Genomic DNA, 25,571 nt, shown 5'->3' on the forward strand with positions numbered 1-25,571 from the left:
CACCCGCGGCCGGGAGCGCGCTCCCGGCCTGTCTTGCGATGAATGGAGCTTGAATGCAGTTGCCCGACTGGTTTTACGGAATCGCCGCCATCCTGGCCGGCGTGGCCATAGGCTGGCTGACCTGGAAAAAACGCCGAAACGGCGTGCGCGAAGACCTGTACAGCCTGATCGGCAAAAGCATTCTCTGTCTGTTCATGATCGCATTCGGCATTCTGCTGCTGAAGGTCGGCAAGTAGACCCGGCAGCCGGCGGGCCGCGCGCCCGCCACCGACAAAGGAAAACAAGATGAGCCAATCGTTTGATGTAGTGGTGATCGGCGGCGGCCCCGGCGGCTATGTGGCCGCCATCCGCGCCGCCCAGCTGGGCTTCAACACCGCCTGCGTGGACGCGTTCAAGAACCCGGAAGGCAAGGCGTCGCTGGGCGGCACCTGCCTGAACGTCGGTTGCATCCCGTCCAAGGCGCTGTTGCAGTCGTCTGAAAACTTCCACGCGGTACAGCACGATTTCGCCAAGCACGGCATCAGCGTCTCCGGCGCCAAGATGGACGTGGCGCAGATGATTTCGCGCAAGACCGACATCATCAGCAAGAACGCCGCCGGCATCAGCTTCCTGTTCAAGAAGAACAAGGTCGCTAACATCCACGGTCTGGCCGCCTTCAAGGGCCGCCAGGGCGAGAAATGGGTGATCGAGGTCAGCGACGGCGGCAAGGTGGTGGACACCCTGGAAGCCGGCCACGTGATCGTGGCCACCGGCTCCAGCCCGCGCGCGCTGCCGGGCCTGGCCACCGACAACAAGCTGGTGCTGGACAATGAAGGCGCGTTGGCGCTGACGGATGTGCCCAAGCGCCTGGGCGTGATCGGCGCCGGCGTGATCGGCCTGGAAATGGGCTCGGTCTGGAAGCGTCTGGGCGCGGAGGTCACCATCCTGGAAGCGATGCCGACCTTCCTCGCCGCGGCCGACCAGCAGATCGCCAAGGAAGCCTTCAAGACCCTGACCAAGGACACCGGCCTCGACATCAAGCTGGGCGTCAAGATCGGCGAAGTGAAGGCCGGCAAGAAGAGCGTCACCGTCAATTACGAACTGAACGGCGAAGCGGTCAAGGCCGAGTTCGACAAGCTGATCGTGTCCATCGGCCGCGTGCCCAACACACAGGGCCTGGGCGCCGATGCGGTGGGCCTGCAGCTGGACGAGCGCGGCTTTGTGGCGGTGGACGACCATTGCCACACCAATCTGCCCAATGTCTGGGCGATCGGCGACGTGGTGCGCGGCCCGATGCTGGCGCACAAGGCGTCGGAAGAGGGCGTGGCCGTGGCCGAGCGCATCGCCGGCCAGAAGCCGCACGTGGACTTCGGCGTGATTCCGTGGGTGATCTACACTTCTCCGGAGATCGCCTGGGTCGGCAAGACCGAGGAGCAGCTCAAAGCCGAGGGCATCGAGTACAAAAAAGGCAGTTCGGGCTTCGGCGCCAACGGCCGCGCGCTGGGTCTGGGCCAGGCGCAAGGCACGGTCAAGATCCTGGCCTGCGCCAAGACCGACCGCATCCTGGGCCTGCACATGATAGGCCCAATGGTGTCCGAGCTGGTCAGCGAAGGCGTGGTGTCGATGGAGTTCAAGGCCGCCAGCGAAGACCTGGCGCGCATTGTCCATGCCCACCCGTCCTTGTCGGAAGTGATACACGAAGCCGCTCTGGCCGCCGACAAGCGCGCTTTGCACGGCTAAGCGTTGGCCGGGTCGTGTACAATCGCGCACGGCCCGGCAAAACGGCCTCCTAGGGGGCCGGTTGACGGAGTATGCGGCGGCGGCGTTTAGCCTGGGGGGTAAGCGCCGCGCGCCAGATACATTCAAGGTTTACAAGCGACTCAAAGAAATAGGGGCGTCGGTTTCAGCCCGCCATCCATTTCTCCGAAAGGAAACCATAGATGAACCTGCACGAATACCAAGCGAAAGAGCTGCTGGCCAAGTACGGCCTGCCGGTGCAACAGGGCATTCTGGCCGCCACGCCGGAAGAAGCCGCTGCCGCTTATGACAAACTGGGCGGCAAATTCGCCGTCGTCAAGGCCCAGGTGCATGCCGGCGGCCGCGGCAAGGCCGGTGGCGTGAAAGTGGTGAAAAGCCGCGAAGAAGCCGCCGAAGTGGCCAAGGGCCTGATCGGCAAGAACCTGGTGACCTACCAGACCGACGCCGCCGGCCAGCCGGTGAACAGCGTGCTGGTGTGCGAAGACATGTACCCGGTGCAGCGCGAGCTCTACCTAGGCGCCGTGGTTGACCGCGGCAGCCAGCGCGTGGTGTTCATGGTGTCCACCGAAGGCGGCGTGGAAATCGAGAAGGTCGCCGAGGAAACCCCGGAAAAGATCATCAAGATCGAGGTTGATCCGCTGGTGGGCATGCAGCCGTTCCAGGCCCGCGACGCCGCTTTCGCGCTGGAACTGAAGGGCGAGCAAGTCGCCGCCTTCACCAAGCTGATGCTGGGTTCTTACAAGGCCTTCGTTGAAAACGACTTCGCCCTGTTCGAAGTGAACCCGCTGGCGCTGCGCGAAAACGGCCAGCTGGCCTGCGTGGACGGCAAGATCAACCTGGACTCCAACGCCCTGTACCGTCACCCGGAACTGCTGGCGCAACGCGACAAGAGCCAGGAAAACGAACGCGAAGTGAAGGCTTCCGAGTTCGATCTGAACTATGTGGCGCTGGAAGGCAATATCGGCTGCATGGTGAACGGCGCCGGCCTGGCGATGGCCACCATGGACATCATCAAGCTGAAGGGCGGCCAGCCGGCCAACTTCCTGGACGTGGGCGGCGGCGCCACCAAGGAGCGCGTGATCGAAGCGTTCAAGCTGATCCTGGCCGATACCTCGGTGCAGGGCGTGCTGATCAACATCTTCGGCGGCATCGTGCGTTGCGACATGATCGCCGAAGCCATCATCGCCGCGGTGAAGGAAGTGAACGTGACCGTGCCGGTCGTGGTGCGTCTGGAAGGCAACAACGCCGAGCTGGGCGCCAAGATCCTGGACGATTCCGGTCTGAAACTGACTTCCGCCCAGGGTCTGAACGACGCTGCCGAGAAGATCGTCGCCGCCGTCAAGGCCGCTGCCTGAGACCCGCACTGAGCTGAGGAATACAAAATGAGCGTATTGGTAAACAAAGACACCAAAGTGCTGGTGCAAGGCTTCACTGGCAAGAACGGCACTTTCCACGCCGAGCAGGCGCTGAAAGTGGGCACCAAGGTCGTAGGCGGCGTAACCCCGGGCAAAGGCGGTTCCGAGCATCTGGGCCTGCCGGTGTTCAACACCATGAAGGACGCCGTGCGTCAGACCCAGGCCGACGCCTCGGTGATCTACGTGCCCGCAGCCTTCGCCAAGGACTCCATCCTGGAAGCCATTGACAGCGGCGTGAAGCTGATCGTCTGCATCACCGAAGGCGTGCCCACCCTGGACATGCTCTACGTGAAGAAGGCCGTGGACGAAGCCGGCATCCGCCTGATCGGCCCGAACTGCCCCGGCATCATCACCCCGGGCGAGTGCAAGATCGGCATCATGCCGTGGCACATCCACAACCCGGGCCGCATCGGCATCGTGTCCCGTTCCGGCACCCTGACCTATGAAGCCGTGGCGCAAACCACCGCTCTGGGCCTGGGCCAGTCCACTTGCATCGGCATCGGCGGCGACCCGATCCCGGGCACCAGCCACATCGACGCGCTGAAGCTGTTCCAGGATGATCCGGACACCGACGCCATCGTGATGATCGGCGAAATCGGCGGTTCCGCCGAGGAAGAGGCGGCAGAGTTCGCCAAGTCCTACGTGACCAAGCCGGTGGTCGGCTACATCGCCGGCGTGACCGCTCCCAAGGGCAAGCGCATGGGCCACGCGGGCGCCATCATCTCCGGCGGCAAGGGCACGGCGGAAGAGAAGTTCAAGGCCTTCGAGAAGGCCGGCATCGCCTACACCCGCAGCCCGGCGGAAATCGGCAAGACCATGTTTGAACTGCTGAAAAGCAAGGGCATGATCTAAGCGCTTACAAGCAAGCCGCAAACAAAACACCCCTGGCCAGCCAGGGGTGTTTTTTTATGCCTCGCCGTTCAGGCGTAGCGCGCGCAGACGCGGTCGAACGGCGGCCGGTAGCGCGGATCGACGTAAGGCGTCAGCAGATAGAGCAGGCTGCGACAGCCGTCTTTCACCATGCGCTCCAGCTCGCTGGGCGTGGCGGAGTGCTTGAGCGTGGTCACCCAGCCGGTCTGCACCATCTGAAAGTGCTGGACCAGGTGCGCCAACTGCTTGTCGTCGCCCAGCAGCACGCCCTCTTCGCGCAGCCGTGAGAACAGCTGGGCCAGCTTGCCGGCCAATTGGCCGCGCGACAGCTGCTGGTGGTTTTCCGCCAGTTCCGGGTGCAGGTAGTACAGGCTGGGCATGCTCTTGGGCAGGAAGCGGAAGCTCCAGATGTGCCGCAGCGTTTTTTCCATCGCCCCCACCATCGCCTCTATCGAGTTGCTGTGCCGGAGCGCGGCGGACAACTGCTCGGCCATGCCCTTGACGTAGCGCTGGTAGAGCTCGCTGATGATCTCTTCCTTGTTGCGGAAGTGATAGTAGAGCTTGCCGGTGCTGATATTCATCCGCTCGGCGATATGGTTGGTGGTGATGACGCGCTCGCCCTCCTGATTGAACAGCTGCAAGCTGGCGTCAACGATGTTCTGAAAGGTTTGCGACCGTTCGCCGCTTTTACTCATCTTGGCCCCTTTCTGTCTAATAACCGGGCGCCGCCCATTGCCGTGGCCGCGCCCAGGCGCAAGTATCGCTCAAATTGGGGTGAAATTGTCGTGGTTAGGGCAAATTGTCGACATTTTGTGACGCAAGCGTCGGCAAGATAAGCTTCGCAGGCGTTACGAGTATTTGAAATGCATGATTGAGCTGGTAATTTGATTTAAAACATGCGCAAATATTTAAAGACATTGTTATTTTTAACAATGCATGACATCTCGTATGACGGATAATAACGCTTTTATCAGCAACGGCTTATCATGCGCTCCATCCGTCACAAGCTCACGCTGCTGACAGCGGTGTCCATTCTGGTCGCCACGCTCAGCATCACCATCACCGCCTGCCTGAATATCCGCTCCCACGCTTATCAAGAAGCGGAGCGCGAGATCAATCAGGTCGCCCAGCTACAGGGCGGCTTCGTGTCCGAATGGCTGTCGGTCCGCAAGAATCTGATCAGCGCCAGCCTCAGCCACGCCGACGACGCTCAGGTCAGCTACTATCTGCAGCAGCTGGCCAAGGGCGGCGGCTTCAATGTGATCTACGCCGGCAACGGCGTCACCGGCGACATGAAGTACTCGGTGCCGGGGCGTCCCAAGCCCAGCGCCGACTACCAGCCGGCCCAGCGTCCCTGGTTCCAGCAGTCCAAGGCCCAGGACGGCCTGATCGTCACCGATCCCTACAAGGATTCCGAGCCGGAAACCAAGGACAAGCTGGTGATCACCATCGCCGACAAGGTCAAGGGCCAGGAGATCGTGGTGGGCGGCGACATCCTGATCGACAAGCTGGTCAAGTCGGTGCTGGACATCAAGCTGGCCGGCAAGGGCCATGCCTTCCTGCTGACCAAGCAGGGCAAGATCATCGCCTATCCCAAGCCGGGCAATGAGCTCAAGCCCATCGGCAGCGTGATTCCGGCCTTGGACGAAGCCGCCTTCGCCAGCCTGTTGCAAAGCGACCAGGCCAAGAGCGTGGACATTGACGGCGGCGCCTATATGGTGGCCTTGCGTCCGATCGCCGGCTCCGACTGGGTGATGGGCGTGGCCGCGGACGAAGACGTGATCTCCTCCCAGGTCAACGGCATCATCTGGCTGATCGCCGGCGCCGTCGCCATCGTGCTGGCGGTGATGCTGACCTTCAGCTCCGCCTATCTGGGCCGCCTGCTCAAGGGCCTGTTCCAGGTGCGCGACGCGATGCGCGAAATCTCTCAGGGCGAAGGCGATCTGACCCGTCGCATCGAAGTGGCTGGCGAGGACGAGGTGGCGCAGACCGCGCAGGCCTTCAACCAGTTCGTGCAGCGGCTGAACGGCATGTTCCGCGAACTGCGCGACGAAGCCGGGCAACTGACCCAGGGCGTGATCGAAGTCAGCGGCGCGGTGAAGCGTCTGGCCGACGATTCCCACGTGTTGGCGGACATCTCCAGCTCCAACGCCGCGGCGATCGAAGAAGTGACGGTGAGCATCTCCCACATCGCCGACGCCACCCGCGAGACCGACAGCCTGGCGCGCAATACCGGCGAGCATTCGCGCGAGAGCGCCAACGATATGCAGCGCATCAGCAGCGAGATGTCGCGCACCAGCGAATCGGTGGGCGAACTGTCCGGCCTGCTGGCCTCCTTGGAACAGCGTTCGCAGGAAATCTCCAAGATCACCAATGTGATCCGCGACATCGCCGACCAGACCAATCTGCTGGCCTTGAACGCGGCGATCGAAGCCGCGCGCGCCGGCGAGCAGGGCCGCGGCTTCGCCGTGGTGGCCGACGAAGTGCGCAAGCTGGCCGAGCGCACCGGCCAGGCCACGGTGGAAATCAGCCAGATGGTGGAAAACATTCTGGGCGAAACCGGCAAGGCGGTGCAGAACATGAACAGCACCGTCGGCGCGGTGGACAACAGCGTGGACCTGACCGCTCAGGCGCGCGCGCGCCTGACCGCCATCAGCGAGGCGATGCAGCAGGTGGTGGACAAGATCGGCGACGTGGCCCTGTCCACCAGCGAGCAGCACAACGCCACCACGGCGATGGCGCAGAGCACCGAGTCGATCAACAACCAGATCATCGACTCCGACTCCGCGCTGCAATCGGCGATGCAGACCCTGGGCTCCTTGAACGACCTGGCCCGCGGCATGCAGAGCACCTTCAACCGCTTCCGGCTCTAAACCGACTCAGCGATTGTCCGCGTAAGGAAACTCTCGCGCTTTCGCATGGTCAGTCATACAACGCCGGCTCCGTTCAGGGGCCGGCGTTTTGTTATGCTATGGATAGTGAAACGGGGATTGAAGGATTTCGGATGAAAAGACTGATGATGATGTCGGCGCTGCTGCTGACCGCCTGCGGCACCTTTCCGACCCAGGAAGGCTATGCGCAGAAGGCGTATTACTGGCAGGGGCGCGATGTGAATCAATTGCTGGCGGAGTGGGGCGCGCCGCAGAAAACCCTGAAGATGCCGAACGGCAACATGCTCTACACCTACAGCAAGGAATTCACCCAGCGCGAGCCGCTGCGCGAGAACCGCGTGTACGAGCCGGGCGCCAAGGTGACTTACAACGAGAACGGCCAGACCAAGACCATAGAAACGCCGGGACGCTGGGTCAACACCGGCATGATAGGCGGCGGTTCCACCCATTACAGCTGCACCACCAATTTCGTGGTCAATCCCAAGAGCCAGCTGGTGGAGACTGTCAGCTTCGACGGCAACAACTGCGTGGCGGTGCCGCGGCAGTGAGTTCCGGCCCCGCCGGACGGCGGGGCTGCGGACATGTAGAGCATGTTCACGATCTCGCCGGCTCGCGCCGCGGATCGTAACCGGCTCTTATTGGCCGGGCAGCTTCCATTCCCCCTTGCTGCGGAAAGGCACCCGGCCCATGCCGTTCAGGTCCTCCAGCGTGCCGTTCAGCTGGTATTCCAGCTTGCCGCCGTTGCCGGCCTCCATCGCCTTGCCAATCTGTTTCAGCCAGCCGGCCAGCGAGGTGTGCAATTGCAGGGTGACCATGCCTTCGCCCAGCGCCTGCACCGCGATGGCTTGATTGCTGAGCCCGGTGGCCAGCTTTTCTCCGGCCACGTTCAGCTCCAGCGTCATGCCCTTGGCGTTCAAGGCCAGATTATTGGGATTGCTGACCCGCAGGCTGACTTCGAAACTTTGCTCGAACAGCGTGGTCTTGCCGGGTTTGACGTCGGCGATGCTGATCTGCGGTTTCTGATAGTTCAGCGCTGCGCAGCCGCTTAGCAGCAGGGCGAACAGGGCGATGCTCAGATATCGTTTCATATTCGGTTTTCCTAGGGTTGACTGGCTTTATTCCAAACCGCCCAGCACATCGCGCGTCACCGCCAGCCAGGCGCGCGCGGCGTGCGACAAGTATCCGTTCTTTTGCCAGATCAGCGCCAGATGCCAGACCAGCTTGGGTTCGGCCAGCGGAATCACGTCGTAGGCGGCGCGGTCCAGCCGCTCCACGATGGAGCGCGGCAGCAGGGTGACGCCCATATGGGCGGAGACCAGTTCCACGATGAAGTCCCAGTGCGCGCTGCGTCCCACCACGTGCAGCGGGCGGCCCAGCTCGCGGAAGGCGTCGCTGACCCGGCGCGCCAGCGTGAAATCCTGCGGGTAGAGCACGAAGGGCTGGCCGGCGATCTGTTCCAGCCTCACCACGCTCTGGCCCCGCCACTCCGAGCCGGCCGGCGCCACCAGGCATAGCGGGTCGCGCACCACGGCGAACTGATCGAAAGCCTGATTGTCCACCGGCAGCACCGCCACGCCGATTTCCAGTTCGCCGCTGCGCACGCTGCTCTCGATGGCCAGCGCGCCGTCCTCCACCATTTTCAGTTCGATCTGCGGATAGCGTTGACGGAAGCTGCTGACCACCGGCGCGAAGAAGGCCACGCCCACCATCGGCGGCAGGCCGACCACCAGTTCGCCGCGCTTGAGCGCAGACAAGTCGGACAGCTCGGTTTTCAACTGGTTCATCGCCGACAGCACGTCCAGGCCGCGCTCGTAAGTGGCCCGCCCGGCGTCGGTGAGGCGGAAGCTGCGGCCTTCGCGCAAGATCAGCGGGCAGCCCAGCTCCTCCTCCAGCTGGCGCACCATCTTGCTGATGGTGGGCTGGGTCACATAGAGGGCTTCGGCCGCCTTGGTGAAGCTTTGGCGTTTGACCACCTCGATGAAATAGCGCAGCGCGCGGATGTCCATGTGTGCTTGTCCGGATCATGTATTCCAGATTGGAATGCGTGAAATAATTTTAATTCATTTTTTGAATGCATGCCGGCGCTCTATACTCGAAACACTCCCTGTGTTGTGTAGTGGCTCAATCATGGCAAACCCGAACCTTCCCGCATTCAAGCAAGTGGCGCTGACCGTTGGTCAGGTGGCCTTGCTGAGCGTGGTGTGGATAGCGGCCAGCCAGTTGAGCAGCCATTTCCTGCCTGTGGTGCCTGCCGGCGTGCTGGGGATGTTCCTGGTGCTGGCGGCGCTCTGGCTGGGCTGGTTGCCGCTGGATTGGTGCCGCAGCGGCGCCCGCTGGTTGCTGGCCGAAATGTTGTTGTTCTTCATCCCCGCCGTGGTGGCGGTGATCCAGTACCCGGACGTGATCATGGCCGCCGGGCTGCGGATCGTGGCGGTGATCGTGCTGTCCACCTTGCTGGTGATGGCGGCGACCTCCTGGGTGGTGGACAAATGTTACCGCTTGGAAGTGGCCCTGCGCTGGCATGGCCGCCAGAAACAGGTGAAGACGCATGGAGCATGAAATCGCACTGGCCAGTCTGCTGATTACCGTTGTCTTGTACGGACTGGTCAAAAAGTTTTATCTGAAAAAGCGCAATTGGTGGAGCGCCCCGATTCTGGCGGTGCCGCTGTTGGTGATTGCGCTGGTGGTCCTGGCCAAGGTGCCGTACCGGGTGTATTTCGAAGACACCCGCTGGCTGACCTGGATGCTGGGCCCGGCCACGGTGGCTTTCGCGGTGCCGATCTACGAGCACCGGGCGATGATACGCCGTCACTGGCTGTCGCTGAGCTGCGGCGTGCTGGTGGGCATGCCGGTGGCGGTGTTCAGCTCGATCTGGCTGGCGCGCCTGCTGGGTTTGTCCGAGCTCTTGCAGCGCAGCCTGGCGCCGCGTTCGATCAGCACCCCGTTCGCCCTGGCCACGGCCTCGGGCATCGGCGCCTCGCCGGATCTGACCGCGGTGTTCGTGGTGATGACCGGGGTGTGCGGCATGTTGCTGGGCGAAGTGATGCTGGCCTGGATGCCGCTGCGCTCCAGCCTGGCGCGCGGGGCTCTGTTCGGCGCCGCCGCCCACGCGGCCGGCACCGCCAAGGCCAGCGAGCTGGGCGCCGAAGAAGGCGTGGTGGCCAGCCTGACCATGATGCTGGGCGGTTTGGCGACGGTGTTCGCCGCGCCGCTGATAGGTTTGTTGTTGTAGTTTGTGTGTGTACTTGTTGTGACCCGCATTCCCGTGGGGTGGCGTGCGGTGGTTTCTCCTCATCTCCCCAAACGAGCGTTGTTAGGGCCGACCCAGTGGGTCGGCCCCTTTTTTTGCCTATTCGCCACGGCGCGCGGGCGATAAAAAACCCGGCCGGAGCCGGGTTGGGCATCAAGATCGTTCAGCCCATTTGCTGCGGGGTGATCATGATCTCCACGCGGCGGTTGCGCGCCTTGCCGCTGTCGCTGGCGTTGCTGGCTACCGGCTGGGCCGCGCCGTAACCCATGGTGCGCACCCGCACCGAGTTGACGCCCTGGCCTTGCAGGTATTCGGTCACCGATTGGGCGCGCTTTTCCGACAAGGTCTGATTGTAGGCGGCGGCGCCGCTGCTGTCGGTGTGGCCGGCCACGGTGATCGAGGTGTCCGGGAACTGCACCAACACGCCGGCGATGTCGCCCAGCGGTTTTTGCGCCCTGGCGTTCAACTGGTAGCCATTGGTGGGGAAGGTGATGTTGTTGGGCAGGGACAACTTGAGCTGGTCGCCGATGCGCTCGACGGCGATCTGGCTGTTCTTCAGCTTCTCGCGCAATTGTTTTTCCTGGTAATCCATATAGCCGCCGATGCCGGCGCCGATCGCGCCGCAGGCCAGCGCCGAATTGCGGGCGCCTTTGCCGCCATGGGTCAGCGCGCCCACCAGGCCGCAGGCCGCCGCGCCGCCCAGGCCGTAGAGAGCGGTCTTGCTGATCTCGGTCTGGCCGGTTTGCGGGTTGGTGGTGCAGGCGGACAGAGCCAGCGCGATCAGGGGCGCGGCGGCGGTGGCGGGCTTGAACAAACGGGTCATTGCTTCTCCACTGAAGGGTGATGGGGGTGCGGGTCCTGGCCGAAGGGCGTGTGGCAGACGCAGGGTTCGCCTTCAGACGCCTCCACCAGGGTTTGCAGAATGCCGCATTCCGCCACGGTGTGATGGTCGTGGCAGCGGTCGCGCAGCGCCAGCAGCTGTTGTTCCAGCAGGCGCAGGCTTTCCACTTGCTGATGGACCTTGCTCACTTGGCGGTCTATCAATTGATTGATGTCGTCGCAGGCCAGCGAGGAGTCGGCCTTGAAGGCGGCCAGCTGGCGGATGTCGGCCAGCGACATGCCCAGCGAGCGGCAGTGCAGGATGAAATTCAGTTCGCCCAATTGCTCGGCGTTGTAGCGTCGGTAGCCAGAGGCGCTGCGCAGCGGCGCGGACAGCAGGCCTTCGCGCTCGTAATAACGGATGGTTTCCACTTCGCAGCCGGTCTGGCGCGCCAGTTCTCCAATCAGCATCTCAGTTCTCCCGCAAGACGCCCCGTTGGGCGATGGCGGCGATGTGCCGCCGGGTGAGGATATTTTAGCAAAAAAGCTTGACCTTGTAGCGACTATAGGGTTTGCAATGAAGCTATATCAATCCGATCAAGGGAGGCCACCATGTTCCATCCAGCGCAAAGAAGGCGAAACAAGCTTGCTCCGCATGCCGGCCATGCTTCTTGCCGCGGCGGAGAGGGCAAGCCCGATCCGCGCCCGGCGGACGATTGCTGCGGCCATAAACTGGAGGCGGCGATGCCGGCCCAACGGCCCGCCGCCGCGCATGACCACGATCACAGTCACGACGCTGCGGGCAAGGCCTGCTCGGGTCACGACCACGGCGCGGAAGCGCCGCGCGCGGTGTCCTTGGGCGAAGGCGGCCGGCAGCAGGCGCGCTTGCACATCCAGGCGATGGACTGCCCGACCGAGGCCAAGCTGATTGAAAAAGCCCTGGGCGGTATGACGGGGGTGGCCGCGCTGGAGTTCAACTTCATCGAACGCGTGTTGCTGGTGCGCCACGATCTGCCCAATCTGGACGGAGTCAAACAGGCCATCGCCAAGGTGGGCATGAAGGCGGTGGAGCTGACGGACGCCTCGGCGCCGGTGGAGCAGCCCAAATCCTCGCGCCGCGGCAATTGGCTGCTGGCCTTGTCCGGTTTGGCGGCGGCGGGTTCGGAAGGCGTGGCCTGGCTCAGCGGCGCGGATCAGGGCTGGGGCAGCGCGGCGCTGGCCCTGGCCTCCATCCTGTTGGGCGGCATTCCCACCTTGAAAAAGGGCTGGATCGCCTTGTCCACGCGCACGCTCAACATCCATTTCCTGATGTCGGTGGCGGTGATAGGCGCGATGCTGATCGGCCAATGGCCGGAGGCGGCGATGGTGCTGTTCCTGTTCGCCATCGCCGAGCGCCTGGAGGCGATGTCGCTGGCGCGCGCCGGCGAGGCGGTGAAGGCCTTGATGTCGCTGGCGCCGGAAACCGCCTGGTTGCAAAGCGGCGGGGAATGGGTGGAGCGTCCGGCCGCCGAAGTGGCGCCGGGCAGCCGAGTGAGGGTGCGTCCGGGCGAGCGTGTGCCGCTGGACGGCCGCATCGACCAGGGCCATAGCGCCTTCAACGAGGCGCCGATCACCGGCGAGAGCCTGCCGGTGGACAAATCGCCGGGCGACGCGGTGTTCGCCGGCAGCATCAACGGCAGCGGCGTGGTGGAAGTGCTGACCACGGCGGCGGCCAACGGCAGCGTGCTGGCGCGCATCATCGACACCGTGCGCAACGCCCAGGCCAGCAAGGCGCCGACGCAGCGCTTCATCGACCGCTTCGCCGAGATCTACACCCCGGTGGTGCTGGTCGCCGCGCTGCTATTCGCCGTGGCCACGCCCTTGCTGGGCTGGCTGAGCTGGGGCGAGGCGGTTTACAACGCGCTGGTGATGCTGGTGATCGCCTGCCCGTGCGCGCTGGTGATCGCCACGCCGGTGACCGTGGTCAGTGCGCTGGCCTCCGCCGCCAAGCACGGTTTGCTGATCAAGGGCGGCGCGCCGCTGGAAACGGCGGCCAGGATAGACGCGGTGTGTTTCGACAAGACCGGCACCTTGACCGAGGGCGAACCGCAGGTGACCGAGGTGGTGGCGCTGGCCGACGCGGATCAGGACCAGCTGTTGCGCTGGGCCGCGGCCCTGGACGCGCATTCCACCCACCCGCTGGCCAAGGCGGTGCTGGCGGCGGCTAGCGCCCGCGGCCTGTCCTGGCCGGAGGCGGAGCAAGTCAGCGAACAGGCCGGGCGCGGCGTCAGCGGCCTGGCGGACGGCAGGAAGCTGGCCTTGGGCAGCAGCCGGCTGGCGCGGGAGCAGGGCGCTTTGAACGAGGCCTTGCAAGCCGAGCTGTCGCGGCTGGAGCTGGCCGGCCAGGGCGCGCTGGTGTTGCTGGAGGGCGAGCGCGCGCTGGGCGTGATCGCGGTGGCCGACCGGATTCGTCCGGAAGCGCCGGCGGCCTTGAGGCAATTGGCCAAGCTGGGCGTGGCGACCGTGATGTTGAGCGGCGACAACCAGCAGGTGGCGCAGGCGGTGGCGGCGCAGACCGGCATCGTCGAGGCGCACGGCGGCTTGCTGCCGGAAGACAAGCTGGAACGCATCGTTCGCTTGCAGGCCTCCGGCAAGACGGTGGCGATGGTGGGCGACGGCGTCAACGACGCGCCGGCGCTGGCCCGCGCCGATCTGGGCATCGCCATGGGCGCGGCAGGCTCCGACAGCGCGCTGGAAACCGCCGGCGTGGCGCTGATGGACGACAAGCTGGCCAAGCTGGCCGATATGCTCAGCCACGCGCGGCGCACCTCGCGGGTGTTGAAGGTGAATATCGCGGTGGCCCTGCTCACCAAGCTGGTGTTCTTCGTGTTGGCGATGCTGGGCATGGCCAGCTTGTGGATGGCGGTGTTCGCCGACGTGGGCACCAGTCTGGTGGTGATCGCCAACGGCCTGAGGCTGGCGCGCGGCGTGCGCAAGGCGGAGTGATAGAAACGGCGCCTGGTTCTCAGGGCCTGTTCAACGCCGTATCGCCGAAGCGCAGCGGATTTTGAACAGGTTCTCAGGCGTAGGTATCGATGTTGGACCCCAGCCCCGGGCCTTGCCGCTCGGGGCTGTTGACGTGTTGGCGCGCCTGCAGCGGACTCATCCCTTGCTTGCCGGCCTGTTGCTGCATCAGCTCGATGCGGGCCTGCTGTTCCATCTGCGCGGCCGCCGCGGCCACCGCGCGATCCTGGCCGGAGGGGTCGGCCGGCGCCAGCGCGGCCCTTTGCACGGTTTGGGCGTTGGAGATGGTTTCCTGCGGCGTGCTGCCCCGAGCCAGGCGGATGCCCACCTCGCCGCCTATCGCGTATTGCTTGCCGTCCGGGCCTTGCTGATAAGTGTAGGTGGCGCCGCCGCCGGCCAGCGCGCCGCCGCTGGTCAGATGGGCTTGCTCATGCTGGCGCACTTCGCTGTCTCTCGCCTTGAGCGCTTCTACTTGTTTTTGCTGCGGCTCGTCCAGGGGCTTGCCGTCGGCGCCTAGCGTGGCATTGGGCCGGGCTGGCTCTTTTTGATCGGCGGCGCTAGGATCGGCCGCGCTGTTTCCGGGCGCAGAGGCAAGCGCCGCCGGCGCCGCGGCGCTGGCCAGGTTTTGCTGGCAGGCCGGGCACTGGCAGTTGGCGCCATGGCTGGCTTGCAAGGCATAGCCGCCATAGCCGCCGTAGCTGGATATCCCGGAAATGCTCATGAATTCATCGTCTTAGCTTGATATTTCCAGTTTAGCCGCTATGTGGGGTTTTTGTCCAAAAGCTGTTGCGGCGGCGACAGGGGCGGAAATTCCGCTAAAAACTGTTTAAAACAAGCTTAAGGGCGCAGAATACGCGGTTTCGAATCTTTGCGGGACCACGCCGGCCGGCGTCGGGGGAGGTCCGCTTTTGGGAGTATGGCATGGGGCAACAGGTGGATCAGGCGAGCCAGCGCGAACTGGTGATGTCGGTGTTGATGACGCCGGACATGGCCAATTTTTCCGGCAATGTCCACGGCGGGGTGCTGTTGAAGCTGCTGGACCAGGTGGCTTACGCCTGCGCCAGCCGTTACGCCGGCTGTTACGTGGTGACCTTGTCGGTGGATCAGGTGCTGTTCAAGCAGGCCATCCACGTGGGCGAACTGGTGACTTTTCTCGCCTGCGTCAATCATGTGGGCCGCACCTCGATGGAGGTGGGCATCAAGGTGGTGGCCGAGGATATTCAGAAGCGCACGGTGCGCCACACCAATAGCTGCTATTTCACCATGGTGGCGTTCGAAAACGGCAAGGCGGTGCCGGTGCCGCCGCTGACGCTGGAAACGACGGAGCAGCAACACCGTTTCCGCGACGCGGAAATCCGCAAGAAGATGAGGATGGAAACCGAACAGCGCATGCGCCAGGCCTCCAAGCAGGACGGCGCCGATGCCTGAGGCGGCTTTCACTCTATTGCATAGCGATCCCCGCTTTTATCTGGTGGACAAGGCGCCCGGCGTCAGCTTCCACCGCGAGGGCGAGGAGGCCGGCCTGATGGAGGCCTTGCGCGCCGGCTTGAGCGACGAGGCGCTGTGGCCGGTGCACCGGCTGGACCGCATCACCTCCGGCCTGATCCTGGTGGCGCGCTCGGCCGAGACGGCGGCGCGGCTGGGCGAAGCCTTCGCCGGGCGAGAGATAGAGAAATATTATCTGGCCTTGTCGGACCGCAAGCCGGGCAAGAAACAGGGCAAGGTGGCCGGCGATATGGCCAAGGGCCGAGGCGGCGCCTGGCGCTTGCTGAACAGCCAGCAGAACCCGGCGGTGACGCAGTTCTTCAGCTATTCGCTGCAGCCGGGTCTGCGCTTGTTCCTGCTGCGGCCGCGCAGCGGCAAGACCCATCAGCTGAGGGTGGCCTTGAAGTCGCAGTCCGCGCCGATACTGGGGGATCTGCTATACGGCGGAACGCCGGCGGATCGCGGCTATCTCCACGCCTACGCGCTGCGCTTCGAACTGGAAGGCGAAAGTTTCAGCTTTGTCTGCCCGCCGAGCCGAGGCGAGGCCTTCTTGTCCGAAACCTGCCTCGCGGCGTTGCGGGACTTGGGCCAACCCTGGGATTTGGGCTGGCCGGCGGCGTAAGCGGCTAGGCTTGGCCGGGGTCCGGCTTTCAGGCCGCCATCGGCGCGGGAGCGGGCGCGGCCTGGTCGAAGCGAGCCAATTCCACGCCGTATTGTCCGCAGAGTTCGACGAAGGCCTGGCTGGAGAGGAAGCGGAATTCCTTGTCCCGCGTCGCGGCGATCGGGTCTTCCTTGTCTTGAGCCGGGTGGCCGGGGTGGCACATGATGAGCCCGCGGTCTGGCGTGCGGGCCAGCCATTGCTGCATCAGGCCGGCGAAGTCGGCTTGCGGCGTCAGCGAGTACATGCCGCCGAACCAGGGCGTGGTGCTGAAGCCCAGTTCGCGAGCGCCGTCGTCGAAACCGGTGCTGACGCTGCGCAGCACCAGCGCCTTGAGCCGGTTGTCGCCGGGGTGGCCCAGGCGGTCCGGGGAGCGCAAATAGGGCAGCGTCTGGCCCTGCCAGCGCTGGGCAACGGCTTCGAACAAGGCGTCGCGGACCACCGGCAGCGCATGCACATGCTGATGGCCGTCGATGAAATCCGGCAGCCGGCCGAAATGCTGGCAGAACAGATCGATTTGCAGAACCGCGGCATCGCGCAGCGTCGGGCGCGACAGCTGGCGCAATTGACTCTTCATCAGCCAATGCGATAAGGGACGCGCCTGCTCGCCAAAGGGGTGAGTCAAATTGAAATGCAGGCCGATGTCGGCTTTGCCGTCGAAGGTTTTTAGCTCGGCAGCGCGGCTGGCCCAGCTGGGCGCCTGGCTCATCACGCTGGTGGCGGACAGGTGGCCGGCGGCCAGCAGTTCCAGAATGCCGGCGCTGATGGCGTCGGACTGGGCGAAGTCGTCGGCGCAGAGTGTCAGTCGTTTTGTCATGGGAGTGTGACCGCGACAAGCGGGTAAAGTTTTATATCCCTTTGTGCTGAAAATTAAGGGCTTCTGTGTAGTTTCTGTGTCGACGGCGGCTCACGGAAGGCCCATAGCTTGCTGAGCGCGAAGGTCAGCGCCGCGACGACGACGAGCACCAGCAACAGGGCGGCGCGATAATTCAGCGGGGTGAAGCGCAGCAAGAGCGCGTACATCGCCTCGTTGACGAGAAAACTCAGGCAGGCGACGCCGAAGAAGCGCGGCAAGGCCTGGCGGTGGGGGATGTGGGCGGCTTGGAAGGTCTGCAGCCGGTGGCCCCAGTAGCTGACCTGGAAAGCGATCAGAAAACCCAGCACATTGGCCTGCAGCGGCGCCATGCCCAGCGGCACCAGCAGCCAGGCCACCACGCCGAAATGCACCAGCATGGCGGACACGCCGACCACGCCGAACCAGAACAGCTCGCGGCTCATTCTCCTGCGTCTCCGGCGTCCGGCCGCCCGCGGCCGCTGATGCGGCTGACCAGATAGGTGGGGCGCTGTTTGACCTCGTCGAAAATACGGCCCACGTATTCGCCCAGTATGCCGATGGACAGCAGCTGCACGCCGCCGAGGAAGCTGATCGCCACCGCCAGCGTGGGCCAGCCGCTGACCGGGTTGCCGAACAGCAGGGTGTGGGTCAGCTCCCAGGCGGCGTAGCCGATGGAGCACAGCGAAATCAGGCAGCCGACCACGGTCCAGATGCGCAGCGGCATATTGGAGAAGGCGGTCAGGCCGGTGATGCCCAGGTCCAGCAGCCGGCGGTAGTTGAAGCTGCTCTGGCCGGCGCGGCGCTCGCGGGTCTGGGTCGGCATCGGGCGCTGGGTGAAGCCCACCCAGTGGTACAAGCCCTTCATGAAGCGGTTGCGCTCCGGCATCTGGCGCAGCGCTTCCACTACGCAGCGGTCCAGCACGCGGAAGTCCTGGGTGTCGGCTGGCATCTTGTGGCGGCTGCCGCTATTGGCCAGCTGGTAGAAGGCTCGGGTGAACAGGCGCTTGGCCAGCGGCTCGTCCTCGCGGCTGCTGCGCACGCTGTAGACCATGTCGTAGCCTTGGCGCCATTCCTGCAGGAACACCGGCACCATTTCCGGCGGATGCTGGAAATCGCTGTCTATCAGCACGGCCACGTCGCCCTGGACGTGGTCGACGCCGGCGGTGAGCGCGATCTCCTTGCCGAAGTTGCGGGACAGCTGGATCAGCGTCACCGGCAGACCGGCGGCGTGGGTCAGCACCTGTTCCACGGTGTCGTCGCGGCTGCCGTCGTCCACCACCACCAGCTCGTGTCGGTAGCCGGCGTCGGCGAGCAACTGATGCAGGGTTTGCAGCATCGGCACGATGTTGGCGGATTCGTTGTAGGCCGGCACCACGCAGCTGACCAGCGGATCGGCCGGGCGCTCCTTGGCGCGTTGGGCCAATAGATAGGGCGGCACAAAAGCCTCAGTCATGCTGGGCGTCCTCGTGGTGAGCTTGCCGCGCGCCCGGGGCGTCGCCGAGCAGCAGCATGGTGTCGTTCATGACCTGGAAGCGGCCCAGCGGCGCGAAGCGGGCGCGGATGTCGGCCGGCAGCCGCGCCAGCTCGTTTTCGTCGGCCACGATGAAGCTGCCGGGTTTGCCCGCCAGCCAGGCGCGCAGTTGCTGCGGGTCCTGCGTGGTGCGCGCGCGGCCGTGGGAGTAGAACTCGGCGGAGAATTCGCGGCGGCCGGCCCAATAGACCAAGGCGCTGTCCGCGCTCGGGTTTTGCGCGCGCCAAGCGGCGATCACCTGTTTCTGGGTGCGCAGGTAGCGATTGCCGTCGTAGTGGTTGAAGGCCAGCAGCGCCAACAGCACCACGCCGCCGATCGCGGCGATCCAGGGCAGCGCGCTGCGCTTCGCGTCGTCGGCGCGCGCGCGACGCCACAGTTCGGCGAACAGCAGCGCGCAGCCCGGCAGCATGGGCAGGGAGTAGGGGAAGATGATGTTGCCGGACATCGTGAAGAACAGCAGCGTCATCAGCGTCCACAGCGAGAGATAAAGCAGCCAGCCGTCGTCGTCGCGGCAGAGTCGCGGCAGCTTGGCGCCGTGGCGGAGCAGCCAGGCCAGCATGGCGACGGACCAGGGAAAGATGGCGCCCAGCGCGTACAGCCAGATCATGCCGCGCGGCGTGGCGTGGGCGAAGCCGTATTTGTCGCCTTTCCAGCCGGAATCCAGGAAGCGGCTGACATGTTCGCCCATGATGAAGTAATCGAGGAAGCCCGGGGTGCGTTGTTCGGCCAGCGCGTACCAGGGCGCGGCGACGGCGAACATCAGCAAGACGCCGCCGATCCACGGCAGCTTGCGCCACAGCGCCAGCCATTGATTGCGCAGCAAGACCCAGAAGAAGATGGGCATGCCCACCAGCACCACGGCCAGCGGGCCCTTGGCCAACAGGCCGAGTCCCAGGCCGACAAAGAAGACATAGCCCCAGCGGCGGCTGTCGCGCGCCAGAGCGTGCCAGAAGGCGACCTGGCTCAGGGTCACGCAGAAGAGCAGCGCCGGATCGGTCATCACCGTGCCGGCGGCGCCGAGGAAGAGCAGGCCGCTGGCCAGGATCAGCGCGGCAGCCATGGCGGCGTCTCCGCCGCTGCGGCTGCGCATCAGGTGGGCGCTGAGGCCCAGGGTGGCGACGGCCAGGAGCAGCGAGGGCAGGCGCGCGGCGATTTCATTGACGCCGAACAGGCCCATGCCGGCGGCGGACAGCCAGCTGGACAGCGGCGGTTTGGCCCAGAACGGAATGCCGTAATCGTGCCACAGGGTCACCCAGTTGCCGGTTTCCAGCATCTTGCGGGCGATTTCGCCGTAGCGCGCCTCGGTGGTGTCGGTGAGCGGAATCGCCCACATGCCGGCGAGGCGGAGCAGCAATAGCAGCAGCAGGACGGCGACGGCGCCTTGCTGCCAGGAGAGACTTGATCTTTTCATTCGGGGTGGAGGGCCGTCGGCGCGCGCGGGCGCGGCGGCGAATAAGGGCCGGAATCTGGAAGCCCCGTATGATAAAGCCTTTTCTCCGGTCTGTGTTGGCCGGGGACGGCGCAAAAAAAGCCGGCGTCCGCCGGCTGCTTGCGGGGCCGGGCTGGGCGCCCGGCCGGCGACGCTTGGCCTTATTGCAGGCCGTGCATCATTTTCTTCAGTTTGTAGGACAGCGCGAACAGCACCAGCGAGCTGACGCCGGCCATGGCCACGAACAACATGAAGAAGTCGTGCAGATTGCTGATGGCGTAGCCGAGGAAGTGCGGCACCGGCTTGCTCGGGTCCGGGTACAGTTCAGACAGGGTGCCGGCGAACTTGTTGGCGGCGGCGTTGGACAGGAACCAGATGCCCATCATCAGACCGGTGAAGCGGGCCGGGGACAGTTTCACCACCAGGGACAGGCCGATCGGGGACAGGCACAGTTCGCCGAAGGTGTGCAGCACGTACAGGCTGACCAGCCACAGCATGCTGACCTTGACGCCCGGTTCCAGGCCTTCCACGCCGAAGGCGATCACCAGATAGCCCAGCGCCAGGAAGAACAGACCCAGCGCCATTTTCACCGGGGAGTTAGGTTCGCGGTTGTTGTGGCCCAGCTTGGTCCAGATGAGGGCGAAGATGGGCGCGAAGATTACCACCGAAATCGGGTTGATGGACTGGAAGTAGGAGGCCGGCACGGTGAAGCCGAGCAGGTTGCGGTTGGTCTGCTCTTCGGCGAAGAAGGTCAGCGAGGCGCCGGCTTGCTCAAAGGCGGACCAGAAGAAGATCACGAAGGCGGACACGATCAGGATCACCGCCAGGCGCTCTTTCTCTATGCGGGTCAGCGGGGCGTGAACCACTTTTTCGCCGCTGTCGTGGTGGCGCTTGGGCGCCATGCCGATGGGCTTGCCTTCCGGGGTCACCAGGTATTTGTTCTTGAACAGCGAGAACACGACCAGGCTCAGCAGCATGCCGAAGCCGGCGGCCATGAAGCCCCATTTGAAATCGGCCGGGTGGCCGGTGTCGCCCAGGGTGCCGCAGACCAGCGGCGCGATCAGCGAGCCGGCGTTGATGCCCATGTAGAAGATGGTGAAGGCGGAGTCGACGCGCTTGTCGCCCTCAGGGTAGAGCTGGCCCACCATCGAGGAAATGTTCGGCTTGAACAGGCCGTTGCCGGCAATCAGCATGCCCAGGCCGCCGTACAGCAGCCAGGAGGCGCTTTGCACATTGCTGTCGTGCAGCGATCCGGAGAAGAACAGCATGAACTGGCCAATGGCCATCAGCACGCCGCCCACCAGGATGGAACGGCGGTTGCCCCAGTATCGGTCGGCGATATAGCCGCCGATCAGCGGAGTCAGGTAGACCAGGCCGGTATAAGTGCCGTAGATGTCGGCGGCGTGAGCCTTGTCGAACATCAGAGCCTTGATCATGAACAGCACGAAAATGGCGCGCATGCCGTAATAGCTGAAGCGCTCCCACATTTCGGTCACAAAAAGCAGATAGAGCCCTTTGGGATGCGAAGTGGTCGACATAGATTATTTCCTTGTGTGACTTGAGTGACACCACTTGAACGAGCAAGATCGAGTGAGGTGTTGTTGTAGTTTTTACTTGCCTTGGATTTTGTAGGCAATTTTTGATAATAACTAGGAAATGTTTGGATGTGAAAATTTTTTAATATTTGTTGCCATACAATCAGTGTTTATAGAGTAAATGCGTCACTAACTGTCTTTATTTGTCATATTTATTTGTAAGCAAAATGACATGGGTGCTGTGAGGCTTCACATTCGGGTTATTGTCGAAAATCCCGGCGGGAGAAGGGCTTAAGCGTGTTTGCGGCGTTGCCGGCCTTGGAGGGGAGGCTGAGGGCCGGGCTCGCCGGCGCTGAGGCAAAACAGCAACACTTGATCGGGCGCCGGCGGCGGCGGACAAAGAAAAAGCCCTGCGGGAAGCAGGGCCGGGAGGCGGAGCGCTTCGGCGTTTAGTTGCCGCCGACGGTGTCCAGCCTCAGCTGCGGGTGTTCGTCGGCGCCGGCGCGCAGCACCTCGGTCTGGCGGCTGCTGTTGTAGCGCAGTTCGCCGTCAACGAAGATCTGGCCTTCCACCACGTAGCGGCCGTCGGGTTTGATCGCCTGCTTGTCGTAGCACAGGGAGAAGTCCGCCGGGATGCTGCGCGGCTTTTCCAGGATTTGCTCGGCCAGCAGCTGGGGCGGCGCGTCCTGGCGGCTTTGATCCAGCAGGCGAACCTTGACCAGCACGTCCTTGGCCTGGGACAGCGTCGCGCTCTGCTGCGGCGCGATATTGCCGGTCAGGTAGGCGGGCACGAAGCCGCCGGCGTGGGCGGCGCTCATGGCCAGGCCCAGAGTCAGCGCGCACAGGGCGCGGAACCATCTCGTCATCATCAGTCCGCCGGCTCCAGGTTGGGGTGGCCCAGCGAGACGGTCTGGCCTTCAGCCGGCTTCCACTCGCCCTGCAGCCGCCATTGCTTGGCCTGGTCTTCCAGCAGGATGTACCAGTGGTTGGCCTTGACCGGAACCGTCGGCAGCGTGGCCTGGTAGAGATTGGGGCCGGCTTGGCGCATATCCACTTGTTGGTCGAAGTCGTCCTGAGCCGGATGCACCATGCGCATGGTGATGATGGCGGGCAGCGCCACCTTGCTGGTGGTGATCAGCCGCAGCGTGCGCTGATCCGAGCCCACCATCAGCTGCGCGCTCAGGCCCATATTGAAGGCTTGCTTGTCGCGGCGCAGCTCCATATTGATGGCCTTGCCCTTTTTGTAATAGTCGTCGGTGACCAGGCCGTCGTCGGTGCGGATCGCGGTGGCGAGGAACATCACGCCGACGATGACGGAAATCAGCGGCAGGCCGAACAGAATCCAGGGCCAGGGCTCGCGGTACCAGGGGCGCGGAGCAGGGTGGGTGTGCTGCATGTATTACTCTCCGATGAAGCTGGACTTCTCTTCCACTTGCAGGGAAGGGTTGTTGATGGACTCGATCAGGAAGCGGATCTCGTGGCTGCCCTTGGTCGCGTACTGCGGATCGGCCTGGACGTGGACGGTGACGTCGGTATTGCCGGTGGCCGCGACGGCGATGTCCTTGCGGTCGGCCTGCACTTTCAGGCCGGGCAAGCCCGATGCTGTGATCCTGAAATGCTGATTCTGTTCCGTAGTATTGATAATTTTAATGATATAGGTGTTTTCCAGCCAGCCGGCATCGGTTTCGCGCACCAGCGAGGCGCGGTCGCGCAGCACGTCCACCTTGAAGGGCTTGCGCATCAGCATGGAGCCGATGGAGGTGGCGATGACGACGCTGAGCACCAGCGTATACAGTATCACGCGCGGGCGCTTGAGCCGGGAGGCGATGGCCTTTTCCGGGTATTTGCCTTCCAGCGCGTTTTCCGTGGTGTAACGGATCAGACCGCGCGGATAGGCCATTTTATCCATCACCTCGTCGCAGGCGTCGATGCAGGCCGCGCAGCCTATGCACTCGTATTGCAGGCCGTTGCGGATGTCTATGCCCACCGGGCAGACTTGAACGCAGATGCTGCAGTTGATGCAGGCGCCCAGACCCTGTTCCTTCGGGTCGCTGCCTTTCTTGCGCGCGCCGCGCGGCTCGCCGCGCTTTTCGTCATAGGAAATGATCAGAGTGTCGGCGTCGAACATCACGCTCTGGAAGCGCGCGTACGGGCACATGTATTTGCAGACCTGCTCGCGCATGAAGTTGGCCAGCAGATAGGTGAAGCCGGCGTAGAAGAACATCCAGAACGCTTCCCAGGGCCCGTAGTCGAAGCGCGGCGCGGCGGCCACCAGATCGCGGATCGGCGTGAAGTAGCCCACCAGGGTGAAGCCGGTCCACAGCGAGAACAGGATCATCAAGGCGTGCTTGGTGAATTTGAGGCGGAATTTGCGCAAGCTCATCGGCGACTTGTCCAGCTTGATGCGCTTGTTGCGGTCGCCTTCCACCCATTGCTCTATCCACAGCATGATTTCGGTGTAGACCGTCTGCGGACAGGAATAACCGCACCACAGCCGGCCGGCGATGGTGGTCCAGGTGAACAGGGCGAAGGCGCAGCACATCAGCAGCGCGGCCAGATAGACGAAGTCCTGCGGCCAGATGGTGAGGCCGAACAGGTGGAATTTGCGTTCGATCAGGTCGAAATGCAGCGCCTGGCGTCCGTTCCAGCTCAGCCAGGGCAGGCCGAGGAAGACCAGCTGGGTGCCTATGACGAAGAGCACGCGCAGATTGTTGAACAGGCCTTTGACGGCGCGCGGATAAATCTTGGTATGCGACTCGTACAGAGAAACGGTCTCGGTGGCGTCGGGCTGCTGGCCGGCCTGGCGCGGCGGTTCGACCTTGATCGGAATTTCCTTGAGCGAATCGGACATGGGCGTTTCCTTCTCTGCGGATTTGGCCAAAGCCATGCGCGGCATGGACTTGGCGAAATGCGCAGCTGCGTCGGAGCGGAGATGTTATATGAAATCATATAACATCCTCGCGAAAGAATACTGCCCGCGTGAGCGGGCAGTAGGTCGGCACCGGTTATTGCGGCGCTTTGGGGTTGTTGGACAAGCCCCAGACGTAAGCGGTCAACAGATGCACCTTGCCTTCACCCAGGAAGTCTTTCCAGGCCGGCATCTGGTTGTTGCGACCGTTGGTGATGGTTTCGATGATGGTTTTCTCGCTGCCGCCGTACAGCCAGTTGTTGTCGGTCAGATTGGGCGCGCCCAGCTGCGGGTTGCCCTTGCCGTCCGCGCCGTGGCAGGCGATACAGACCGTGGCGAAGGTTTCCTTGCCGCGCACCGCGCGCTCCGCGTCATGCTTGCGCTTGGACAGGGAGAGCACGTAGTTGGCCACGTCCTTGACCTTTTCCTCGCCGAACGCCGCGCCCCAGGCCGGCATCTGGCCGTGACGGCCTTCGGAGATGGTGGTGTGGATGGTCTTGATGTCGCCGCCCCACAGCCACTTGTTGTCGGTCAGGTTGGGGAAGCCCTTGGCGCCGCGGGCGTCGGAACCGTGGCATTGCACGCAGTAGGTCTGGAACAGGCGCTTGCCCATTTCCTGAGCCTTGGGATCAGCGGCCACGGCCTTGACGTCCTGCTTCAGAAACTGGTCGTACAGCGGCTGATACTTGGCTTCCGCCTGCGCGCGTTCCTTCTTGTACTGGTCTACCGAGGTCCAGCCGAACACGCCTTTCCAGGTGCCGAGGCCGGGATACAGGATCAGATAGACCACGGCGAAGGCCAGGGTCACGTAGAACATCAGCATCCACCAGCGCGGCAGCGGGTGGTTGTACTCGGAGAGGTCGCCGTCCCACACGTGGCCGGTGATCTCCACCTGTTCGCCCTTTTGCACCTTGATCTTGGATTGCGAAAACACCAGATAGGTCAGCCAGACGAGGCCGCCCAGCACGATCGCGGTGATCCAGATGTTCCAGAATTCGCTCACGAAATCACTCATTTTCTTGCTCCGTTGGAAGCTTGGTCTTGTTCCGCTTCCTGCACCTTGTCGTCGTCGAGGAAGGGCAGGTTGGCCGCGTCCTCATACCGGTTCTTGGAGCGCTTGCTGTAGGCGATGCCCAGCACCACGATGAAGAATGCAAAGCACACTACCGTGAACAGCGAGCGTCCGATGGTTACCCAGTCCATGG

General features: G+C 63.8%; 27 protein-coding genes. 11 read left to right on the forward strand and 16 right to left on the reverse strand.

What is annotated here, in order from left to right:
- Window positions 1–53: 53 nt before the first annotated feature.
- The 4 genes from QUG03_RS08785 to sucD all read left to right on the forward strand — a co-directional run bounded on the left by QUG03_RS08785 (window position 54) and on the right by sucD (window position 4,004).
- Complete coding sequence (locus QUG03_RS08785; RefSeq protein ID WP_048411385.1) at window positions 54–236, forward strand: hypothetical protein; 183 nt, start codon at window positions 54–56, stop codon at window positions 234–236.
- 49 nt (window positions 237–285) lie between these two features.
- The gene (gene lpdA, locus QUG03_RS08790; protein WP_500819854.1) at window positions 286–1,719 is read left to right on the forward strand and encodes a dihydrolipoyl dehydrogenase; all 1,434 of its coding nucleotides are present in this window, start codon (window positions 286–288) and stop codon (window positions 1,717–1,719) included.
- A 200-nt stretch (window positions 1,720–1,919) separates the two neighbouring features.
- On the forward strand, window positions 1,920–3,092 hold the full coding sequence (gene sucC, locus QUG03_RS08795; RefSeq protein ID WP_048411387.1) for an ADP-forming succinate--CoA ligase subunit beta: 1,173 nt from the start codon (window positions 1,920–1,922) through the stop codon (window positions 3,090–3,092).
- A 27-nt stretch (window positions 3,093–3,119) separates the two neighbouring features.
- Window positions 3,120–4,004: a succinate--CoA ligase subunit alpha gene (gene sucD, locus QUG03_RS08800; protein WP_043592732.1), complete on the forward strand. Its 885-nt coding sequence runs from the start codon at window positions 3,120–3,122 to the stop codon at window positions 4,002–4,004.
- Between the two features lie 68 nt (window positions 4,005–4,072).
- On the opposite strand, the gene QUG03_RS08805 is transcribed toward sucD, so the two are convergent.
- On the reverse strand, window positions 4,073–4,717 hold the full coding sequence (locus QUG03_RS08805) for a TetR/AcrR family transcriptional regulator (protein WP_081544319.1): 645 nt from the start codon (window positions 4,715–4,717) through the stop codon (window positions 4,073–4,075).
- A 291-nt stretch (window positions 4,718–5,008) separates the two neighbouring features.
- Here QUG03_RS08805 and QUG03_RS08810 point away from each other — a divergent pair, with 291 nt between their 5' ends.
- Together QUG03_RS08810 and QUG03_RS08815 are read left to right on the forward strand one after the other, a co-directional pair.
- Entirely contained in the window at window positions 5,009–6,895 is a 1,887-nt protein-coding gene (locus tag QUG03_RS08810; RefSeq protein ID WP_107798173.1) for a methyl-accepting chemotaxis protein, read from the forward strand.
- Between the two features lie 131 nt (window positions 6,896–7,026).
- Window positions 7,027–7,461, forward strand: a complete 435-nt coding sequence (locus QUG03_RS08815) for a hypothetical protein (protein ID WP_227106984.1) — start codon at window positions 7,027–7,029, stop codon at window positions 7,459–7,461.
- Window positions 7,462–7,548: 87 nt separating this feature from the next.
- Here the strand turns inward: QUG03_RS08815 and QUG03_RS08820 are convergent, their stop codons facing one another.
- Together QUG03_RS08820 and QUG03_RS08825 are read right to left on the reverse strand one after the other, a co-directional pair.
- The gene (locus QUG03_RS08820; protein WP_500819855.1) at window positions 7,549–8,001 is read right to left on the reverse strand and encodes an LEA/WHy family protein; all 453 of its coding nucleotides are present in this window, start codon (window positions 7,999–8,001) and stop codon (window positions 7,549–7,551) included.
- 27 nt (window positions 8,002–8,028) lie between these two features.
- A complete protein-coding gene (locus QUG03_RS08825) occupies window positions 8,029–8,919 on the reverse strand; it encodes a LysR family transcriptional regulator (RefSeq protein WP_107798176.1) in 891 nt (296 codons plus the stop codon).
- Between the two features lie 121 nt (window positions 8,920–9,040).
- On the opposite strand from QUG03_RS08825, the gene QUG03_RS08830 reads away from it, so the two are divergent.
- Together QUG03_RS08830 and QUG03_RS08835 are read left to right on the forward strand one after the other, a co-directional pair.
- Complete coding sequence (locus tag QUG03_RS08830; RefSeq protein WP_107798177.1) at window positions 9,041–9,472, forward strand: CidA/LrgA family protein; 432 nt, start codon at window positions 9,041–9,043, stop codon at window positions 9,470–9,472.
- A complete protein-coding gene (locus QUG03_RS08835) occupies window positions 9,462–10,145 on the forward strand; it encodes an LrgB family protein (RefSeq protein ID WP_048415644.1) in 684 nt (227 codons plus the stop codon). The genes QUG03_RS08830 and QUG03_RS08835 overlap by 11 nt, the downstream gene beginning before the upstream one ends.
- A 181-nt stretch (window positions 10,146–10,326) precedes the next feature.
- Here the strand turns inward: QUG03_RS08835 and QUG03_RS08840 are convergent, their stop codons facing one another.
- Together QUG03_RS08840 and QUG03_RS08845 are read right to left on the reverse strand one after the other, a co-directional pair.
- Window positions 10,327–10,986 carry a YiaD family glycine zipper/OmpA-like lipoprotein gene (locus QUG03_RS08840; RefSeq protein ID WP_500819856.1) on the reverse strand — a complete coding sequence of 220 codons (660 nt, stop codon included), beginning with the start codon at window positions 10,984–10,986 and terminating at the stop codon, window positions 10,327–10,329.
- Window positions 10,983–11,453, reverse strand: a complete 471-nt coding sequence (locus tag QUG03_RS08845; protein ID WP_107798179.1) for a Cd(II)/Pb(II)-responsive transcriptional regulator — start codon at window positions 11,451–11,453, stop codon at window positions 10,983–10,985. The genes QUG03_RS08840 and QUG03_RS08845 overlap by 4 nt, the downstream gene beginning before the upstream one ends.
- Before the next feature lie 273 nt (window positions 11,454–11,726).
- On the opposite strand from QUG03_RS08845, the gene QUG03_RS08850 reads away from it, so the two are divergent.
- Window positions 11,727–13,967, forward strand: coding sequence for a heavy metal translocating P-type ATPase (locus QUG03_RS08850; RefSeq protein WP_227106987.1), 2,241 nt, complete (start codon window positions 11,727–11,729; stop codon window positions 13,965–13,967).
- Between the two features lie 73 nt (window positions 13,968–14,040).
- Here the strand turns inward: QUG03_RS08850 and QUG03_RS08855 are convergent, their stop codons facing one another.
- Window positions 14,041–14,706, reverse strand: coding sequence for a putative metalloprotease CJM1_0395 family protein (locus QUG03_RS08855; RefSeq protein ID WP_486636553.1), 666 nt, complete (start codon window positions 14,704–14,706; stop codon window positions 14,041–14,043).
- Between the two features lie 200 nt (window positions 14,707–14,906).
- On the opposite strand from QUG03_RS08855, the gene QUG03_RS08860 reads away from it, so the two are divergent.
- Together QUG03_RS08860 and QUG03_RS08865 are read left to right on the forward strand one after the other, a co-directional pair.
- A complete protein-coding gene (locus tag QUG03_RS08860; RefSeq protein WP_199225795.1) occupies window positions 14,907–15,413 on the forward strand; it encodes an acyl-CoA thioesterase in 507 nt (168 codons plus the stop codon).
- Complete coding sequence (locus tag QUG03_RS08865; RefSeq protein ID WP_253313816.1) at window positions 15,406–16,092, forward strand: TIGR01621 family pseudouridine synthase; 687 nt, start codon at window positions 15,406–15,408, stop codon at window positions 16,090–16,092. The genes QUG03_RS08860 and QUG03_RS08865 overlap by 8 nt, the downstream gene beginning before the upstream one ends.
- A 28-nt stretch (window positions 16,093–16,120) precedes the next feature.
- On the opposite strand, the gene QUG03_RS08870 is transcribed toward QUG03_RS08865, so the two are convergent.
- From QUG03_RS08870 to QUG03_RS08915, 10 genes are all read right to left on the reverse strand, one after another.
- Window positions 16,121–16,945 (reverse strand): ChbG/HpnK family deacetylase, encoded by an 825-nt coding sequence (locus QUG03_RS08870; protein WP_500819857.1) that lies wholly within the window; start codon window positions 16,943–16,945, stop codon window positions 16,121–16,123.
- A 53-nt stretch (window positions 16,946–16,998) separates the two neighbouring features.
- Complete coding sequence (locus tag QUG03_RS08875; RefSeq protein ID WP_107798184.1) at window positions 16,999–17,406, reverse strand: GtrA family protein; 408 nt, start codon at window positions 17,404–17,406, stop codon at window positions 16,999–17,001.
- Window positions 17,403–18,416, reverse strand: a complete 1,014-nt coding sequence (locus QUG03_RS08880; protein WP_107798185.1) for a glycosyltransferase family 2 protein — start codon at window positions 18,414–18,416, stop codon at window positions 17,403–17,405. Before QUG03_RS08880 ends, QUG03_RS08875 begins: the two co-directional genes overlap by 4 nt.
- Window positions 18,409–19,905, reverse strand: coding sequence for an ArnT family glycosyltransferase (locus QUG03_RS08885; protein WP_500819858.1), 1,497 nt, complete (start codon window positions 19,903–19,905; stop codon window positions 18,409–18,411). Before QUG03_RS08885 ends, QUG03_RS08880 begins: the two co-directional genes overlap by 8 nt.
- A gap of 179 nt (window positions 19,906–20,084) precedes the next feature.
- Window positions 20,085–21,461, reverse strand: a complete 1,377-nt coding sequence (locus tag QUG03_RS08890) for a peptide MFS transporter (RefSeq protein ID WP_107798187.1) — start codon at window positions 21,459–21,461, stop codon at window positions 20,085–20,087.
- A 446-nt stretch (window positions 21,462–21,907) separates the two neighbouring features.
- The gene (locus tag QUG03_RS08895) at window positions 21,908–22,324 is read right to left on the reverse strand and encodes a YbaY family lipoprotein (protein ID WP_253313818.1); all 417 of its coding nucleotides are present in this window, start codon (window positions 22,322–22,324) and stop codon (window positions 21,908–21,910) included.
- A 2-nt stretch (window positions 22,325–22,326) separates the two neighbouring features.
- Complete coding sequence (locus QUG03_RS08900) at window positions 22,327–22,854, reverse strand: FixH family protein (protein ID WP_500819859.1); 528 nt, start codon at window positions 22,852–22,854, stop codon at window positions 22,327–22,329.
- Window positions 22,855–22,857: 3 nt separating this feature from the next.
- Entirely contained in the window at window positions 22,858–24,309 is a 1,452-nt protein-coding gene (ccoG, locus tag QUG03_RS08905) for a cytochrome c oxidase accessory protein CcoG (protein ID WP_107798189.1), read from the reverse strand.
- A 154-nt stretch (window positions 24,310–24,463) separates the two neighbouring features.
- A complete protein-coding gene (gene ccoP / locus QUG03_RS08910) occupies window positions 24,464–25,381 on the reverse strand; it encodes a cytochrome-c oxidase, cbb3-type subunit III (RefSeq protein ID WP_019102683.1) in 918 nt (305 codons plus the stop codon).
- The gene (locus QUG03_RS08915) at window positions 25,378–25,569 is read right to left on the reverse strand and encodes a cbb3-type cytochrome oxidase subunit 3 (protein WP_048410958.1); all 192 of its coding nucleotides are present in this window, start codon (window positions 25,567–25,569) and stop codon (window positions 25,378–25,380) included. The genes ccoP and QUG03_RS08915 overlap by 4 nt, the downstream gene beginning before the upstream one ends.
- Window positions 25,570–25,571: the final 2 nt, after the last annotated feature.

It is taken from the genome of Chromobacterium sp. CCUG 30098, from assembly GCF_059916605.1.

Bases quoted from the DNA above. Each gene is read 5' to 3' on its own strand.
- QUG03_RS08895 (WP_253313818.1), bottom strand. From the start codon at position 22,324: ATGACGAGATGGTTCCGCGCCCTGTGCGCGCTGACTCTGGGCCTGGCC.
- QUG03_RS08875 (WP_107798184.1), bottom strand. From the start codon at position 17,406: ATGAGCCGCGAGCTGTTCTGGTTCGGCGTGGTCGGCGTGTCCGCCATG.
- ccoP (WP_019102683.1), bottom strand. From the start codon at position 25,381: ATGAGTGATTTCGTGAGCGAATTCTGGAACATCTGGATCACCGCGATC.
- QUG03_RS08820 (WP_500819855.1), bottom strand. From the start codon at position 8,001: ATGAAACGATATCTGAGCATCGCCCTGTTCGCCCTGCTGCTAAGCGGC.
- QUG03_RS08915 (WP_048410958.1), bottom strand. From the start codon at position 25,569: ATGGACTGGGTAACCATCGGACGCTCGCTGTTCACGGTAGTGTGCTTT.
- QUG03_RS08785 (WP_048411385.1), top strand. From the start codon at position 54: ATGCAGTTGCCCGACTGGTTTTACGGAATCGCCGCCATCCTGGCCGGC.
- QUG03_RS08830 (WP_107798177.1), top strand. From the start codon at position 9,041: ATGGCAAACCCGAACCTTCCCGCATTCAAGCAAGTGGCGCTGACCGTT.
- QUG03_RS08865 (WP_253313816.1), top strand. From the start codon at position 15,406: ATGCCTGAGGCGGCTTTCACTCTATTGCATAGCGATCCCCGCTTTTAT.
- QUG03_RS08835 (WP_048415644.1), top strand. From the start codon at position 9,462: ATGGAGCATGAAATCGCACTGGCCAGTCTGCTGATTACCGTTGTCTTG.
- QUG03_RS08840 (WP_500819856.1), bottom strand. From the start codon at position 10,986: ATGACCCGTTTGTTCAAGCCCGCCACCGCCGCCGCGCCCCTGATCGCG.
- sucC (WP_048411387.1), top strand. From the start codon at position 1,920: ATGAACCTGCACGAATACCAAGCGAAAGAGCTGCTGGCCAAGTACGGC.
- QUG03_RS08855 (WP_486636553.1), bottom strand. From the start codon at position 14,706: ATGAGCATTTCCGGGATATCCAGCTACGGCGGCTATGGCGGCTATGCC.
- QUG03_RS08885 (WP_500819858.1), bottom strand. From the start codon at position 19,905: ATGAAAAGATCAAGTCTCTCCTGGCAGCAAGGCGCCGTCGCCGTCCTG.
- sucD (WP_043592732.1), top strand. From the start codon at position 3,120: ATGAGCGTATTGGTAAACAAAGACACCAAAGTGCTGGTGCAAGGCTTC.
- ccoG (WP_107798189.1), bottom strand. From the start codon at position 24,309: ATGTCCGATTCGCTCAAGGAAATTCCGATCAAGGTCGAACCGCCGCGC.
- QUG03_RS08845 (WP_107798179.1), bottom strand. From the start codon at position 11,453: ATGCTGATTGGAGAACTGGCGCGCCAGACCGGCTGCGAAGTGGAAACC.
- QUG03_RS08805 (WP_081544319.1), bottom strand. From the start codon at position 4,717: ATGAGTAAAAGCGGCGAACGGTCGCAAACCTTTCAGAACATCGTTGAC.
- QUG03_RS08880 (WP_107798185.1), bottom strand. From the start codon at position 18,416: ATGACTGAGGCTTTTGTGCCGCCCTATCTATTGGCCCAACGCGCCAAG.
- QUG03_RS08815 (WP_227106984.1), top strand. From the start codon at position 7,027: ATGAAAAGACTGATGATGATGTCGGCGCTGCTGCTGACCGCCTGCGGC.
- QUG03_RS08860 (WP_199225795.1), top strand. From the start codon at position 14,907: ATGGGGCAACAGGTGGATCAGGCGAGCCAGCGCGAACTGGTGATGTCG.
- QUG03_RS08850 (WP_227106987.1), top strand. From the start codon at position 11,727: ATGCCGGCCCAACGGCCCGCCGCCGCGCATGACCACGATCACAGTCAC.
- lpdA (WP_500819854.1), top strand. From the start codon at position 286: ATGAGCCAATCGTTTGATGTAGTGGTGATCGGCGGCGGCCCCGGCGGC.
- QUG03_RS08810 (WP_107798173.1), top strand. From the start codon at position 5,009: ATGCGCTCCATCCGTCACAAGCTCACGCTGCTGACAGCGGTGTCCATT.
- QUG03_RS08870 (WP_500819857.1), bottom strand. From the start codon at position 16,945: ATGACAAAACGACTGACACTCTGCGCCGACGACTTCGCCCAGTCCGAC.
- QUG03_RS08890 (WP_107798187.1), bottom strand. From the start codon at position 21,461: ATGTCGACCACTTCGCATCCCAAAGGGCTCTATCTGCTTTTTGTGACC.
- QUG03_RS08825 (WP_107798176.1), bottom strand. From the start codon at position 8,919: ATGGACATCCGCGCGCTGCGCTATTTCATCGAGGTGGTCAAACGCCAA.
- QUG03_RS08900 (WP_500819859.1), bottom strand. From the start codon at position 22,854: ATGCAGCACACCCACCCTGCTCCGCGCCCCTGGTACCGCGAGCCCTGG.